This is a genomic window from Hydrogenophaga sp. 70-12 (assembly GCF_001897365.1).
In the GTDB taxonomy this organism is placed as follows: Bacteria; Pseudomonadota; Gammaproteobacteria; order Burkholderiales; family Burkholderiaceae_C; genus Hydrogenophaga; species Hydrogenophaga borbori.
In genome coordinates this window covers 1-15,498 of record NZ_MKSS01000126.1, presented here as the reverse complement: position 1 = coordinate 15,498, position 15,498 = coordinate 1, and the positions used below count along the sequence as shown (strand labels likewise).

Here is a 15,498-nt window from a genome sequence, read left to right as displayed (position 1 = left end):
GCCGCCCGCGGGCACCGGCCGGCACATCCTGCTGATCGACGACGACGAACAGGTGCTGCTCGCCACCACGCACCTGCTCACGTCGTGGGGCCACCAGGTGCTCAGCGCGGCCAACGCCAGCGAGGCCCTGCGCCTGTGCGAGGCGCAGCCGATGCGCATCGACACGGTGATCTGCGACTACATGCTCGACCCCTCCATGGACGGGCTGGAGCTGCTGCTGGGGCTGCGCGCGCGGCACCTCGGCCCCCTGCCCGTCTGCATGGTCACGGGCGACATGTCGGCCGAGCGCATCGAGCAGGCGAACCGCCATGGCTTCACGCTGCTGCACAAGCCGGTGAGCGCCGAGGCCTTGCAGCGGTTCCTGCGCGCGGCGGGCTAGCGGCGGCGCGCCTGGCACGCCAGCCGCAGAGAGGCGGCCTTCAGATCAATGACATTGTGATGACCATCGGCCATAGGGCCGACGGCCTTCGGAACCATATGGGTGCGCTCCCGACACAGGGCCACACGCGAACCGCGTGCAACCCCGATGAAGAGGAGTCCCTTTGTGACCGCCGTTTTTTTTGACGACCTGTGCCGCCACGCCAGCCGGGAGCTGCGCCTGGACAACACCGAGCGCATGGGCCAGGAGGAGACCGTCGAGATCGATGGCATCAGCCTGGAAGTGACGCACCACGAATCCAGTGCCTCGATGCTGGTGCTCGCGGAACTTGGCCGCATCACGGCCGAGGATCCCGCACAGGTCTACCGGCAGCTGCTGGCCCTTCAACTGCTCACCTGGCACCAGCCTGGCGTTCGCTTCGGCTACGACGAGGGCAGCGACGCGGTGGTGCTGATGCTCGGAGTGCCGCTGCGCGAGGACATGACCGGCCCTTGGCTGGCCCAGGCCTTGCGCGGCATGGCGGCGCAGGTGAAGCAATGGCGAGCCACCCTGCTGGCGGGCATGTTCGTCTGGGAGGGGGTCAGCGCCGGCCAGGCACCCCGCGATGGCGCCCACGGGCCCCGCACCACGCTGGCCTGACGGAGCGCCGCATGCACCCAAAGACGAGCGCCAAGCCCCACAAGTTCAGCCCCGAGCACAACCAGCGAACCATCAACAACCCCAACAAACGCCCCCTGACACCCGCGGATTTCGCGGCCTACACCGGGCTGAGCCGCAAACGCACACGCCAATGGCGCCAGGACCCGCAGGCGTACATCCACCACCTGCTGAGCACCGCCCTGGAGCAGGTGGCCGCCGTGCCCGCCCCCGCCAGCGCGGCGGTGGTCCCCACCGGAGACAAGGTCAGGGCCGTCTGTGGCGCCGGCAGCCTGGGGTTCAGCGTGTCCTTCATGCTGGCCAAGGCCTGGGCCTCGCTGTGGGGCTTCCTGCCCTCGCTGTCCCAGAGCGATCCGCGCCTTTTTTTCCTCGTGGGTGCGGCGGGGTTCGATCTGATCGCCTCCTTCCTGCACGCCACGGTGGCCAAGACCGTGGCCTTCGGCCCCGGCGCCAACTACGGCGGCCCGCAGGCCCCGGACAAGGCGGCCTTCGACAACTACGTCACCCTGCTGGGCATGTGGTACGTGGCCTCGGCGCGGGGCGATGCGGAACAGACCCAGGAAATCGCCGCCGCCCTGCAAGAGCTGGTGGATGGCGTGATCGCCCGGGCCCAGGCCGAGCAGGACAAGGGCACGCCACTGTGCTTCGATTTCCGCGAACACCCCCTGCTGGGGAGCTGGCTGCGCAACGGCCACTTCCACCTGGCCTTCTTCAGCTATTCGATCGTGTACCTGTTCTCGGGCAGCCTGGCGCCGCACCTGCGCGCGTGGATCGAGCAACTGCCCGCCACCCTTGCCCAGAAGGCCGGGCTGTTCGCGCTGTCGGACTTCCTGGCGTCGGCCGCCATGGGCCAGCTCGCCGGCATCTCCACCATGAGCCTGCACATGCTGGGCAATGCCGGGATCCAGCACGGCGCCGACAAGCCGGGCCTGCACCAGACCTGGAAGCAGGAACAAGCCGTGGCGCTGAAGAAGTGCCTGGCGGTCACGCCCTCGCTGTTCGAGCTGGTCAACATCCGCAGCGCCATCGAGGCGAGCATTCTGGAGAGTCCCCTGAGCCCGGCAGAAAAGCGCCTGCGGCTGGCGGGCTTCGAGGCCCAGGTGCTGCCCCTGCTCGATCCCGCGATCGAGCGGCTGCAGCGGGTGCACCGGAAGTACCAGCGGCGCAGCGCGCTCTTGGAAACCACGGAAGGCCGCAATCAGATCGCCCGGGAAAAGACCGGCGCCATCGTCTTCGAAGGCGCGGGCAAGACAGCGCACAGGCTCATCAACCGCTCGCCAGCGGCGATCCGCTTGCGCACCACCGGCGAGGTGGTGGGCAACATGCTCGCGATGCTCGCCCAGGCGTACTCGATGTTCTACCTGTACACCCTGTTCGCCAGCACCATGCCCTTCACGGACACCGCGGCAGCGGTGCCCTTCGGCGCACCGCTCAACGGCAGCGATGCCTGGGCCCACACAGGCGACATGGGCTTCACCAATGGCACGCAGGCCGGGGCCGGGGTTCCCGAGGACACCCAGCTCTACTCCAGCTGGGCCGGCTGGATCCTCATCGCGGCCTTCTCGCTGCGGGCCGGGCTGATTCCTGCAACGGAGCTGCTGCTGAACCTGCTCTACGCCGCCGTGGCATGGATGGGCCGCCCGTCGGACCCCCGCGAGCGCGGCGCGCCATCGGCGAGCGACGACGGCACCGAGGACAGCGACGGCCCGCCGCCGCCAGGGTACCGGCCCCCACCACCCGACGACGGGGCCTCACCCGCGCTCGTCGACGTCGTGGTCGATGGCGGGACCGCCGACCAGAGCGTGGCGGCGCAGGCCTCTGCGCACCCACCCTGCTCGGTGACGGTGATCGACGGGCTCATCGAGGGCGTCGCACCGTCCAACGAGTAGCCCTCACTGCTTCGGAATGCCCGCGCGCTCGATCACCGCGCTCCAGCGCTTGATGTCGTTCACCAGCAGCGCCGCCGCCTGCTCGGGCGTGGACGAGCGCGGGTCGATGTTGAGCTCGCGCAGCTTCTTCTGCACCTCGGCGTCGGCCACGGCCGCGGCGATCTCGCGCTGCAGCCGTTCGATGACGGGGCGTGGCGTCTTCGCCGGCGCGGCGATGGCGTTCCACGACGAGGCCACGAAACCCGCCACGCCCGACTCCACCGCGGTGGGCACCTCGGGCAGCACGGGCGAGCGCTTCTCGCCCGCCACGGCCAGGGCCTTGAGCGCGCCGCCGCGGATCTGCGCGAGCACCGGCGCGAGGATTTCCACGCCCACGTCCACCTGCCGCCCGCGCAGGGCGCCGATGAGGTTGGGCGTGCCGTTGAACGGCACGGTCTGCGCGTCGATGCCGGCGCTGCTCTTGAACAGCTCGGCCGCCAGGTGCTGCGTGCTGCCGATGTTGATGCTGCCGATGTTGAGCTTGCCGGGGTTCGCCTTCGCGTAGGCCAGCAACTCGGGCAGGCCCTTGAACGGCGCGTCGGGATGGGCCACGACGGCGATGTCGAAAAAGCCCAGCGTGGAGACCGGCGCGAAGTCCTTGACGGTGTCGAAAGGCAGCGACTTGAACAGGCCGGCGGTGACCGCCGTGCCGTTGGACATGAGGAACAGCGTGTGGCCGTCGGGCTCCGCGCGCGCCACCGTCTCCGCGGCCACCACGCCGCCGGCGCCGGGGCGGTTCTCGATCACCACGGAACGGCCCAGGCCCTCGGCCAGCCGCCCGGCGACGATGCGCGCCGTCAGGTCCCCCACGCCGCCGGCCGCGAAGGGCACGACCAGGCGCAGGTTCTTCGACGGAAACGACTGCGCCCTGACGGCCGCCAGCGGCAGCGCCGCAGCGGCCAGGGCCATCAAGCGGCGGCGACGCATGCCCGCCACCACTACAGGACGAAGGTGACGATCACCGGGAACGCCACCAGGATCGCCGTGCGGATGAAATCGCTGAGCACGAAGGGCAACACGCCCTTGTAGGTCGCCAGAATGGGCACGTCCTTGGCCATGCTGTTGATGACGAAGAGGTTCATGCCCACCGGCGGCGTGATCAGGCCCACCTCCACCACGATCAGCACCAGGATGCCGAACCAGATGGCGAAGTGCTCCGGCGGCATGCCGAAGTCCAGCGCCGTCACCACGGGGAAGAACACCGGAATGGTCAGCAGGATCATGGACAGGGAATCCATGAAGCAGCCCAGGATCACGTAGATGACCAGGATCGCGACCAGCACCACCATGGGACTGAGGCCCGAGCCCGACACCAGCGAGGCGGCCTCCTGCGGCAGTTGCGACAGGGCCAGGAAGGTGTTGTAGACCCCCGCGCCGAGCACGATCATGAAGATCATGCCGGTGGCCACGGCCGTGCCCAGGACCGCCGCGACCAGCGTCTTGCGGTTCAGCCCGCCCGCCGCCCAGGCCGCGAGGCCGGTGCCAAAGGCGCCCACGGCCGCCCCCTCGGTGGGCGTGAAGTAACCCAGGTAGATACCGCCGACCACCACCAGGAAGATGGTGAGCACGGGCCAGACCTTCACGGTGGCCTTCCAGCGCTGGGCCATGGGCACCGGCGCCATGGAGCCCACTTCCTCGGGCTTGAGGCGCGCGTAGATGGCAATGACGATGACATAGCCGATGGCGGCCAGCACGCCGGGCACGAAGGCGGCCAGGAACAGCTTGGCGATGTTCTGCTCGGTCAGGATGGCGTAGATCACCAGCACCACCGAAGGCGGGATCAGAATGCCCAGCGTGCCACCCGCCGCCAGCGTGGCGGTGGAAATGCCGCCGGCGTAGCCCGCGCGCTTGAGCTCGGGCAGCGCCACCTGGCCCATGGTGGCCGCGGTCGCCAACGAGGAGCCGCAGATGGCGCCGAAGCCGGCGCAGGCGCCGACGGCGGCCATCGCCACGCCGCCCTTGCGGTGGCCGATCCAGGCCTCGGCCGCCTTGAACAGAGCCTGCGACAGGCCCCCCAGCGCCGCGAACTGCCCCATCAGCAGGAACAGCGGGATCACCGACAGGTTGTAGTTGGAGAAGGTGCTGTAGGTCAGCTGCTTGAGCTGGTTCAGGATGGGATCAGCGGTGCCGTAGATCATCCAGGCCCCCGCCATGCCGCAGACCAGCATCGCCAGCCCGATGGGCACACGCACGAAGATGAGCAGCAGCAGGATCGGGAAGGACCAGGCCGCGAGTTCGACGCCAGACATCAATGCGCTCCCGCTTCGGTGGTCCAGCCTTCGGGCTCTTTGCCCAGGCCGAGCATGGTCGCCGTCTTGGCGAGGTAGGCCAGGCAGCCAACCAGCGCGCCCACCAGGCAGGCCGCGTAGGCCCACCAGATCGGCATTTGCAGGATGAAGGTGGTCTCGAAGTAGTCCTTCTTTTCGATCATGCCTTCGTAGAGCTTCCAGGTGAGCACGAACCACACGACCAGCATCACGAGGTCGCACACCAGCACGATGGCCTTCTGGGCCCAGGCGGGCAGGTGCATGTACAGCAGGTCCACCGTGGCGTGGCCGCCCTTGAGGTAGGTCCAGGGCAGGAAAAAGAACACCGCGATGGCGGTGCCGACTTCAACGAGTTCGAAGTCGCCGGGAACGGGGCCCAGGCCGAGCCCGAGCATGGCGCGGCCGCTCACGCTGGCCACGATCATCAGCGTCAGCGCGACCAGCGCCAAGCCGCCGATGATGGCCGCCCATTGGGACAGCCGGTAGACGAATGCAATCATGCGAATGGCTTTCTACGAAAGACTGAGAGGCGCGATTGTCCAACATCGGCCGCACGCCCCCTCAACAAAAAGGCCGCCCTCTGGCGAGGACGGCCGTTGATCCCAAAGGGATGGATCACTTGCTGTACTTGGCGATCAGCGCCCTGGCCTCCGCGGCCAGCTTGGCGCCGTCGATGTTCTTGCCCTTCATTTCATTGACCCAGTCGGTCTCCACCGAGGCGGCGGTGCGCCGCCAGCGCTGCGTCTCCTGCACGTCCAGCGCGACGATGTTGTTGCCGGCCTTGACGGCGATGTCGCGGCCGGCCTTGTCGCCCTCGTCCATCGCGCGGCCGAACATGGCGGCGGTCTCGATGCCCGAGTTCTTGTCGATCACGGCCTTCAGGTCGGCGGGCAGCTTGTCGTAGGCGGCCTTGTTCATGGAGAAGGCGAAGGTCTGGGTGTACAGGCCCTCCTTGCCAGCGAAGGTGGTGTGGTTCTTCACCAGCTCGGTCACCTTCAGCGAGGGCGTCACCTCCCAGGGAATGGTGGTGCCGTCGATCACGCCCTTGGACAGCGCCTCCGTCACCGCCGGCACCGGCATGCCCACGGGCGTGGCGCCCAGCTTGGTGAGCATGTTGTTGATGATGCGCGAGCCGCCGCGGATCTTCATGCCACGCAGGCTCTCCAGGCCGGTGACGGGCGTCTTGGTGTGGAACAGGCCCGGGCCATGCGTGTGGACGGCGATGAGCTTGACGTCCTTGAACTCCTCGGGCGCGAACTTCTCGACGTACTCCTGCAGCGCCCGCGAGGACGATTCCGCGCTGCCGCTCATGAAGGGCAGCTCGAACACCTCGGTCTTGGGAAAGCGCCCGGGCGTGTAGCCCAGCACCGTCCAGGTCAGGTCGACCACGCCGTCCTTGGCCTGGTCGTAGAGCTGCGGCGGCGCGCCGCCGAGCTGCATGGCGTGGAACAGCTGGACCTTGATGCGTCCGCCCGACTCGGCTTCCACCTTCTGCGCCCAGGGCGTGAGGGCGCGCGCCGGAATGGTGGCCTGCGGCGGCAGCATCTGGTGCAGGCGCAGCGTGACCGTCTGCTGCGCCAGGGCGGGCAGCGCCAGCGTGGCCGAGGCACCCAGCAGCGCCAGCGCGGCGCGTCGCTTCATCGGTTTCATCCTTGTCTCCGTTCGGGTTGCGCCCGGCCCTCTCAGATGGGGGTGCTCATTGGCACGGGCGATGGGGGGAACTGAACACCCACACTGTGCATGCGGCTTGGCACAGCAGCCAGTCCGGTGAAGGACTTTCAGCTATGCCGTTATGTTATGAAACCAGTAGGAACCCTCTCAGGGTTTATCAGTGGGGCGCCGCGTCGGGGCGCCAGGCGCTGTCCAGGGTGATGCGCCCGACCACGCGCGAGACACAGGCGCAGATCCGCCGGTTGCCCTGCTTCTCGTGCTCGCTGAGGAAGACGTCGCGGTGGTCGATCTCGCCGTCCACGGCCAGCACGTCCATCGCGCACAGGCCGCATTCGCCGCGCCGGCAGTCGCTCATCACCTCGATGCCGGCGGCCTCCAGGGCGTCGAGCAGGGACTCGTCGGCCGACACGGTGAGCGATGCCCCATGGCGGGGCACGGCCAGCGAGAAGGCCTGGCTGGGCCGCTGGCCGCCGCTGCCGAAGGTTTCGAAGCGCAGGCCGCTCGCGGGGCGTCCCGCCTCGGCCCAGAGCGAACGCAGCGACGCCAGCAGGCCGCTGGGGCCGCAGACGTAGCACGGCGCGCCAGGCGGCAGGGCCGCCAGCTCGCCCGCCAGGTCCAGCCGCTGCCCCTGCCCCGACACCGCCGTCACCAGTTGGTCGCCCAGGATGTCGCGCAGGCGCTCGGCGTAAGCCAGTTCGCCAGCGTGGCGCGCGGCGTACAGCAGGCGCACCGCGCGGCCGCGTCGCGCCAGGGCCTGGGCCATGGCCACCATGGGCGTGATGCCGATGCCACCCGCCACCAGCAGGCTGGCCGGCGCGTCGAGGTCCAGCGGGAAGTGGTTCTGCGGCGCGCTCAGGCTCAGCGCGTCGCCCTCGGCCAGCGACCACATCGCCCGCGAGCCGCCCCGCCCGTCGTCCAGCCGCTTGACCGCGATGCGATAGCCGCCGGGCGTGTCGACCGGCTGGCCCACCAGCGAGTACGAGCGGGTCTGCTCGCGCCCGGCCACGCGCAGGCGCACCTGCAGGTGCGCGCCGGGCGGCCAGGCGATGGCCTCGCCGTCGAGCGGCTGCAGCACGAACTCGCGCACGCTGGGGGTGAGGTCGCGCAGCGCGGCCACGCGCGCGGTCTGCCAGATCGGGTTGCTTTTCATGAGGGTCAGCGGCGGCGGATGAGTTTGAGCGCGGGCGCGTGGGTCGGGCTGTTGCTGAGGCCCGCGAGCACGGCGCGCAGGTTGCGCTGGGCCAGGCGCGAGTGCTCGCGCAGAATGGCCTCGGCGCGCGCCCCCTCGCGGCGCTCGATGGCGTCCAGCACCTGGCGGTGCTGGTCCTGCGCCACCACCAGCATGTCGCGCGCCGCTGGCGAGCCGGCCTCGGCCAGCACGAAGCCCGAGGGCGAGGCAAACGGCAGCGCGCACACGCGCTCCAGCTGGCGCTCCACCGTGGGGCTGTCGGCCATTTCGGCCAGCAGCTCGTGCAGGCGGCTGTTGAGCGCCACGTACTCGGAGAAGGCCTCGGCGTCCAGCGCCGGCGCGGCCAGCACGGCGTCGATGCGCTCCAGCACGCCGCGCGCCTCGGTCAGCACGGCGGCCGGTGCGCCACGCTCGGCCGCCAGGCGCGCCAGCAGGCCTTCGAGCGTGCCGCGCAGTTCGATCGCGTCGGCGATGTCGCGCTCGGTGAAGGTCTGCACCACGTGGCCACCGCCGGGCAGCGCGCGCAGCAGGCCCTCCTGCTCCAGGCGCAGCAGCGCGGCGCGCACCGGCGTGCGCGACACGCCCAGGCGCTCGACGATGGCGAGCTCGGCGATGCGCGAGCCGCCGGGCAGCTCGCCCGAGAGGATGAGTTCGCGCAGCTGCAGCAGCGTGCGCACCTGCGCGCTTTCGGGCGCGGTGTCGGGCATGGGGTTGGAGGTGCTGGTGGCCATGGGATCAGCCCGCGCGGCGGATGGGAATGACGCTGGAGCCCGCGCCGGGCGTGCCGCGCTCGGCGTCCACCATCTTGTCGATCAGGCGCCGCGCCCACATGGCGCCGGCGTCGATGTTGAGGTTGTAGAACTTGTGGTCGGGGTGCTCCTCGATCGCCTTCTGCTGCGCTTCGAGCACCAGTTCGTCCTCGCGGAAGATGCCGGCCACGCCCTCGCGCAGCTGGTGCGTCAGGCGCTGCTCGTCGAGGCAGTAGTTGCGCGCGAAGGCCCAGAAGTAGAGGCAGCTGTTGCCGGTCTCGGGCGTGATGGTGTTGAGCACCATGCCGTTGACGCCCTGGCTGCGGTCCCCCTGCGGCGCGCCGGTGCCGGTGGGCGCCACGCCCACGTCGATGGCCACGGTGCACGGCGCCTCGAAGCGGATGATCTGCCAGCGGTCCACCGGGCCTTGGTGGCCGCGCGCCTGCCGCAGCTGCCCGGCCCAGAACGGCGGCGCCTCGATGTTCTCCATCCAGCGCGTGACGGTGGCAGTGCGATCGCCGTGCGTGGCCACGAAGGGCGCCTCGGCCACGGCGCGGTTGCCGATGCTGCTGCCGTGCACGAAGGTTTCGTGCGTCAGGTCCATCAGGTTGTCGATGACCAGGCGGTAGTCGCACTTCACGCGGATCATCTTGCCGTCGCCCGCCCAGGCCGGGTCGTGGTTCCAGTGCAGGTCGGGGATCAGCGATTCGTCGGCCAGCGCCGGATCGCCCGGCCAGACCCAGATGAAGCGGTGCCGCTCCGCCACCGGGAAGCGGCGCACGCAGGCCGAGGGGTTGAGGGTTTCCTGGCTGGGCATGTGGGTGCAGCGCCCCTCGGCGTTGAACACCAGGCCGTGGTAGCCGCAGACCACCTCGTCGCCCTCCAGCCGGCCCATGGACAGCGGCAGCAGCCGGTGCCAGCAGGCGTCCTCCAGGGCGGCCACGCGGCCATCGGTCTGGCGGTAGAGCACCAGTTTCTGTTGGCAGACGGTGCGGGGGAACAGGGCCCGTCCCACCTCCACGTCGTAGGCGGCCGCGTACCAGGCGTTGAGCGGGAAATGGGCTGGATCGGTATTCATGGATACGCAATGTATACATGAATTGCCGTTTTTTCCATAAAATCCTTCTAAAGAGATCTGATTTTCGCTTTTATGTATCCATTGAAAACACCGATATTGCCGACCACCGGGGCTTGGGCTACCGTCGGCGCCGTCCATTTCCGCAACCCCGAGGAGACCCCATGAGCCTGAATCCCCCCTTCCGCGCCGACCACGTCGGCAGCTTTCTGCGTCCGGCCTACCTGCTGCAGGCGCGCGAACAGAAGGCCAAGGGCGAGATCACGGCGGCCCAGCTGCGCGCGGTGGAAGACCGCGCGATCACCGAGATCGTGAAGTTCCAGGCCGACGTGGGCCTGCAGTCCATCACCGACGGCGAGTTCCGCCGCACCTACTTCCACATCGACTTCCTGGAGCAGCTGGGCGGCGTGAAGACCGACATCCCCGTCACCATCCGCAAGCCCGACGGCAGCGAGGAACTGGCGCCGCCGGTGATCCGCGTGATCGACAAGGTGCGCCACGCCAAGAACATCCAGCTCGCCGACTTCCAGTACCTGCAGGCGCAGGTCAAGGCCCTGGGCCTGCCGGGCCTCATGCCCAAGGTGACCATCCCCTCCCCCACCATGCTGCACTTTCGCGGCGGGCGCGCCGGCATCAGCAAGGACGCCTACCCCGAGCTGGACCCGGTGTTCTACGACGACGTGGCCCAGGCCTACGCGGACGAGCTGCAAAGCCTGGCCGACGCCGGCTGCACCTACGTGCAGATGGACGACACCAACATGGCCTACCTGTGCGACGAGAAGATGCGCGAGGCCGCGCGACAGCGCGGCGATGACCCGAACGAGCTGCCGCACCGCTACGCCGCCTTCATCAACAAGGTGGTGGCGAAGAAGCCCAAGGGCATGACCCTGGCCATGCACCTGTGCCGCGGCAACTTCAAGAGCACGCACGCGGCCGCCGGCAACTACGAGCCCGTGGCCGAGGCCCTGCTCACCGAGATGAACCTCGACGCCTACTTCATGGAGTACGACGACGACCGCTCGGGCGACTTCCGCCCGCTGCGCTACCTCAAGCCCGGCAAGACCGTGGTGCTGGGCCTGGTGACCACCAAGTTCGGCCAGCTGGAAAGCAAAGACGAGTTGAAGCGCCGCATCGCCGAAGCCGCGAAATATGCCCCGCTGGAGCAGCTCTGCCTGTCGCCGCAGTGCGGCTTCTCCAGCACGGTGCACGGCAACAACATCGCCGTGGAAGACCAGCGCAAGAAGCTGGCGCTGGTGGTGGAGACGGCGCGCGAGGTCTGGGGCTGAAACACACAGGGCGGCCCGCGGCCGCCCTGTGTTCGCGCGGGGCTGGCCCGCCTACTTGCTGTGCTTGGCGATCAGCGCGCGCGCCTCGGCGACCAGCTGGGCGCCATCGAGCTTCTTGCCCTGCATCTCCTTCACCCAGTCGGCCTCCACCGCGGCGGCGGTGGTTTTCCAACGCTGGGTTTCGGCGGCGTCCAGGGTGACGATGCTGTTGCCGGCCTTCTGCGCCACCGCCAGGCCGTCCTGGTCACCGTCGTCCATGGCGCGGCCGAACAGGGCCGCCGTCTCGACGCCCGAGTGCTTGTCGATGATGGCCTTCAGATCGGCCGGCAGCTTCTGGTAGCTGCCGCGGTTCATCACCAGCGCGAAGGTCTGGGTGAACAGCCCCGTGGGGCCCGAGAACGAGGTGTGGTGCTTCACCAGCTCGGCGATCTTCAGCGAGGGCGTCACCTCCCAGGGAATGGTGGTGGCGTCGATCACCGACTTCGACAGCGCCTCCGTCACGGCCGGCACCGGCATGCCCACCGGGGCGGCGCCCAGCTTGGTGAGCATGTTGTTGATGATGCGCGAGCCGCCGCGCACCTTCAGGCCACGCAGGCTGTCCAGGCCGGTGATGGCCGACTTGCTGTGGAACAGGCCCGGGCCGTGCGTGTGCGCGGCCAGCAGGTGCACCTGGCGGAACTCGTCGGCGGCGTGCTTCTGCACGTACTCGTGGAAGGCGCGCGAGGCCGGCTCGGCCTTGCCACTCATGAAGGGCAGCTCGAACACCTCGGCCTTGTTGAAGCGGCCCGGGGTGTAGCCGAGCACGGTCCAGACGATGTCGGCGACGCCGTCGCGCGCCTGGTCGAACAGCTGCGGCGGCGAGCCGCCCATGGACATCGAGTGGAACAGCTGCACCTTGATGCGGCCACCCGATTCGGCCTCGAGCTTCTTGGCCCAAGGCACGATGGCGCGGGCCGGAATGGTGGCCTGCGGGGGTAGGAACTGGTGCAGGCGCAGGGTCACGGTCTGCTGGGCGAAGGCCTTGCCGGCGATCGAGGTGGCGCCCAATGCGGCGGCGGCCACGATCGCGCTGCGGCGACGGAGAAGGGTCATGGGAAGAACCTGGCTGAATGAAAAGACACGACGGGCGGCGCCCACCAAGGGCGCGCCGAAGGCATGTGCCACGTCAGACACAAGGCCACCACTGTGCAGGCGCCGGTGGGGCTGCACAAGCCGGTTTCGGGACTGGCTGATATGCCGTTATGGTATGAAACCATTGCCTCGATGCCGCCTCCCGCCCCCATGCCCACCCCCCTGCACTGCCACCTCGACTTCATCTCCCCCTACGGCTACTTCGCCTCGCTGCGGCTGGAGGCCATCGCCGCCCGGCATGGCCGCACGGTCGCCTGGCACCCCATGCTGCTGGGTGTGGCGGTGATGAAGGTGATGGGCTTGAAGCCCCTGATGGACACGCCGCTCAAGGGCGACTACGTGGAGCGCGACGTGCGCCGCTACGCGCGCGAGCGCGGCGTGCCCCTGAAGCGCCAGCCGCGCGACGCGGTGATGAACCCCCTGGCCTGCGCTCGCGCCCTGGCCTGGACCAATCGCCACGCGCCCGAACGCGCCAGCGAGGTGGTGCACGCGGTCTACGGCGCCTACTGGGGCCAGGGACTGGACCTGTCCACGCCCGACGCGCTGGCGCCCGTGCTGGGCGAGGCCCTGGCGCGCGCGGCCGCCGGCGAGGAAGCGGCCGCGCTGCTGCGCGCCGAGGTCGATGCCTCGCTGGCGCAAGGCGTGTTCGGCTCGCCCACGGTGGTGGTGGACGGTGAACCCTTCTGGGGCGTGGACAAGCTGGAGCAGCTGGAGCGCTGGCTGGAGCGCGGCGGCTGGTGAGGCGGCTGGTGGGGCGGCTCAGCCCTCCGCCCCGCTGAACTCCACCGCCGTCGGCACCGCGATCGCCGCCAGCGCGGCCCGCAAGCCATCGGCGAGCGCCTCGTCGGCCGCGCCGGCGAAGCGCACCGTGGCGCGCTGGCGCCCGCCCTCGTCCACCGCGCTCACCGCCACCACCCGGTCGGGCGCCAGCTCGCGCGCCAGATCGGCCAGCTTGAGCTCGATCGCCCGCAGCCGCAGCGCGGGCTTGAACACCTTGCCGATGGCGGTGAGCGGCAGCGTCTGCACGACCACCACCCGCTTGGGCACGGCGGGGCGCTCGTACACCCGCGGCGCCACCTCGCGCAGCAGGGTCTCGGCGTCGGCACTGGCGCCCTCGCGCAAGACCACGAAGGCCGCGGGCACCTCGCCCGCGTAGGCGTCGGGCTCGGCCACCACGGCGCACTGCGCCACGGCCGGGTGGGTGAGGAAGGCGTCTTCCACCAGACCGGGGTCGATGTTGTGCGAGCCGCGGATGATCACGTCCTTGGCGCGGCCGGTGAGGTGCACGCGGCCCTCGGCGTCGAGGTGGCCGAGGTCGCCCGAGACGATCCAGCCGTGCTGAAACAGGCCGGCGTTGCGCGTCGCGTCGAGGTAGCCCGGGCTCATGTGCGGCCCGCGCAGCACCACCACGCCGGTTTCGCCGGGCGCGCAGCGCTCGTCCAGCCGGGCCTCGCCGTCGCGCCAGGGCACGGCGTGCACCTCGGTGAAGGGCAGGCGCCAGCCCGCCGAGCCGGCCGTCCGCGGCGCCAGCAGGGGCTCGATGCTGACCAGTCCCGCGCACTCCGTCATGCCCAGGATGTTGCGCACCGCGATGCCGGTGGTGGCCTCGAAACGCTGCGCGAGCTCGCTGGGCAGCGGCGAGCCACCCGTGTAGGCCGCGCGCACGCGCGAGATGTCAGCGTCGACGGGCACGCCCAGCAGGCTGGCCAGCACCGTGGGCACGCAGGCCAGGTGCGTCACGCCCTCGCGTTCGCAGAAGCGCCAGTAGCGTTGCACGAAGCCGGCGTTGCGCATGCCGCTGAGCGTGGGCAGCACCTGGCGCGCGCCGATGGCCAGCAGCGCCAGGCCGTAGACGAAGGCGCCGGCCACATGGAACAGCGGGAAGCCGTTCACCTCGACGCTGTGTTCGTCGCAGCCGTAGAAGGCGTGCGCGAACCAGGCGGTGTGCGCTTCGTTGCCGGCGGTGTGCTGCGCCAGCTTGGGCGCGCCGGTGGTGCCGCCGGTGTGGAACAGCGCGACCACCCGGTCCGGGTTCAGGTCGGGCTCGAAGCTGAGCGTGTCGGGCTGCGCGGCCATCAGCGCCTGCAGCGAGGCCAGGCCGGGCACGGCCTCGTCGACCGCGATCGGCACCAGCGCGCAGGGGTGCAGCGCCTGCGCCTTCAGCGCCGTGGGCCAGACCGCGAGCTCGGCGTTGGGCCCCAGGGCCACCAGCGCCTTGGCGTTCGCGGCCTGCATGAGCGAGGCGATGTGGTCCGGCTGCAGCAGCGTATTGATGGGGCACACGCGGCCCGCCAGCTGCGCGCCCCACAGCACGGCGTGCGCCTCGGGCGTGTTGGGCGCAAGCAGGGCCACGCTGTCCTCGGGGCCCACGCCCAATGCGCGAAACGCATTGGCCGCGCGGTGCACCATGGCCAGCAGCTCGCGGTAGCTCACGCGGCGCGGCGCGCGCGCCAGGTCGGCGTCGGGCAGGAAGGTGAAGGCCTCGCGCTCGGGGAAGCGCTCGGCGGCGGCGCGGATCAGCCCATAGGGCGTGCGCAGCGGCGCCACCTCGGCCTGCGGGCGGCGCTCCAGCGCCTCGATGTCGGCGAGCGAGGTGAAGGCCTTCATGCCAGCCCCAGCAGGCGCACGGCGTTGCCCTTCAGGATGCCGGGCATGACCTCGGGCTTGAAGCCGGCGGCCTCGAAGTCCTTCATCCAGCGCTCGGGCGTGATCAGCGGGTAGTCGCTGCCGAAGAGCACGCGGTCCTTGAGCAGGGTGTTGGCGTACTGCACCAGCTGCTTGGGGAAGTACTTGGGGCTCCAGCCGCTCAGGTCGATCCAGACGTTGGGCTTGTGCGTGGCCACGGACAGGGCCTCGTCCTGCCAGGGGAAGCTGGGGTGGGCCATCACGATCTGCATGTCGGGGAAGTCGATGGCGACGTCGTCCAGGTGCATGGGGTTGCTGTACTCCAGCCGCAGGCCGCCGCCGCAGCGCATGCCGCTGCCGATGCCGCTGTGCCCGGTGTGGAAGATGGCCGGCAGCTTGTGGGCGTTGATCACCTCGTAGATGGGCCAGGCCATCCTGTCGTAGGGGTGGTAGCCCTGCACCGTGGGGTGGAACTTGAAGCCCTTGACGCCTTCCTCCTTGATGAGGCGCTCGGCCTCGCGCGCGCCCATCTTGCCCTTGT

The 15,498-nt window shown here is 69.8% G+C and carries 15 protein-coding genes; 5 read left to right on the top strand and 10 right to left on the bottom strand.

What is annotated here, in order from left to right; translation table 11 throughout:
- The 3 genes from BGO22_RS07950 to BGO22_RS07940 form a co-directional block, all read left to right on the top strand.
- Positions 1-379 (top strand): response regulator (locus BGO22_RS07950; protein ID WP_286849950.1); only part of this gene is annotated, 379 nt, incomplete at its 5' end.
- 165 nt (positions 380-544) lie between these two features.
- Positions 545-1,018 carry a CesT family type III secretion system chaperone gene (locus tag BGO22_RS07945; protein ID WP_070398691.1) on the top strand — a complete coding sequence of 158 codons (474 nt, stop codon included), beginning with the start codon at positions 545-547 and terminating at the stop codon, positions 1,016-1,018.
- 11 nt (positions 1,019-1,029) lie between these two features.
- A complete protein-coding gene (locus tag BGO22_RS07940) occupies positions 1,030-2,925 on the top strand; it encodes a hypothetical protein (protein WP_070398692.1) in 1,896 nt (631 codons plus the stop codon).
- Positions 2,926-2,928: 3 nt separating this feature from the next.
- Here the strand turns inward: BGO22_RS07940 and BGO22_RS07935 are convergent, their stop codons facing one another.
- From BGO22_RS07935 to BGO22_RS07905, 7 genes are all read right to left on the bottom strand, one after another.
- On the bottom strand, positions 2,929-3,891 hold the full coding sequence (locus BGO22_RS07935; RefSeq protein ID WP_070398758.1) for a Bug family tripartite tricarboxylate transporter substrate binding protein: 963 nt from the start codon (positions 3,889-3,891) through the stop codon (positions 2,929-2,931).
- Positions 3,892-3,902: 11 nt separating this feature from the next.
- Complete coding sequence (locus BGO22_RS07930) at positions 3,903-5,213, bottom strand: TRAP transporter large permease (RefSeq protein WP_070398693.1); 1,311 nt, start codon at positions 5,211-5,213, stop codon at positions 3,903-3,905.
- A complete protein-coding gene (locus tag BGO22_RS07925; RefSeq protein WP_070398694.1) occupies positions 5,213-5,731 on the bottom strand; it encodes a TRAP transporter small permease in 519 nt (172 codons plus the stop codon). The genes BGO22_RS07930 and BGO22_RS07925 overlap by 1 nt, the downstream gene beginning before the upstream one ends.
- A 115-nt stretch (positions 5,732-5,846) precedes the next feature.
- A complete protein-coding gene (locus BGO22_RS07920; protein ID WP_070398695.1) occupies positions 5,847-6,881 on the bottom strand; it encodes a TRAP transporter substrate-binding protein in 1,035 nt (344 codons plus the stop codon).
- Positions 6,882-7,059: 178 nt separating this feature from the next.
- Positions 7,060-8,052, bottom strand: a complete 993-nt coding sequence (locus BGO22_RS07915) for a PDR/VanB family oxidoreductase (RefSeq protein ID WP_070398696.1) — start codon at positions 8,050-8,052, stop codon at positions 7,060-7,062.
- 5 nt (positions 8,053-8,057) lie between these two features.
- On the bottom strand, positions 8,058-8,822 hold the full coding sequence (locus BGO22_RS07910; RefSeq protein ID WP_070398697.1) for a GntR family transcriptional regulator: 765 nt from the start codon (positions 8,820-8,822) through the stop codon (positions 8,058-8,060).
- 4 nt (positions 8,823-8,826) lie between these two features.
- Positions 8,827-9,918 carry an aromatic ring-hydroxylating dioxygenase subunit alpha gene (locus tag BGO22_RS07905; protein WP_070398698.1) on the bottom strand — a complete coding sequence of 364 codons (1,092 nt, stop codon included), beginning with the start codon at positions 9,916-9,918 and terminating at the stop codon, positions 8,827-8,829.
- Positions 9,919-10,079: 161 nt separating this feature from the next.
- Here BGO22_RS07905 and BGO22_RS07900 point away from each other — a divergent pair, with 161 nt between their 5' ends.
- Positions 10,080-11,201, top strand: a complete 1,122-nt coding sequence (locus tag BGO22_RS07900; protein WP_070398699.1) for a 5-methyltetrahydropteroyltriglutamate--homocysteine S-methyltransferase — start codon at positions 10,080-10,082, stop codon at positions 11,199-11,201.
- Positions 11,202-11,252: 51 nt separating this feature from the next.
- Here the strand turns inward: BGO22_RS07900 and BGO22_RS07895 are convergent, their stop codons facing one another.
- Complete coding sequence (locus BGO22_RS07895) at positions 11,253-12,293, bottom strand: TRAP transporter substrate-binding protein (protein WP_070398700.1); 1,041 nt, start codon at positions 12,291-12,293, stop codon at positions 11,253-11,255.
- A gap of 189 nt (positions 12,294-12,482) precedes the next feature.
- Between BGO22_RS07895 and BGO22_RS07890 the strand changes: the two genes are divergently transcribed.
- A complete protein-coding gene (locus tag BGO22_RS07890) occupies positions 12,483-13,073 on the top strand; it encodes a 2-hydroxychromene-2-carboxylate isomerase (protein ID WP_070398701.1) in 591 nt (196 codons plus the stop codon).
- 18 nt (positions 13,074-13,091) lie between these two features.
- Here BGO22_RS07890 and BGO22_RS07885 read toward each other — a convergent pair whose 3' ends face one another.
- On the bottom strand, positions 13,092-14,939 hold the full coding sequence (locus BGO22_RS07885) for an AMP-binding protein (protein ID WP_070398702.1): 1,848 nt from the start codon (positions 14,937-14,939) through the stop codon (positions 13,092-13,094).
- The coding region (locus BGO22_RS07880) for an amidohydrolase family protein (protein ID WP_286849938.1) at positions 14,936-15,498 on the bottom strand (563 nt) is incomplete at its 5' end. The genes BGO22_RS07880 and BGO22_RS07885, both read right to left, overlap by 4 nt.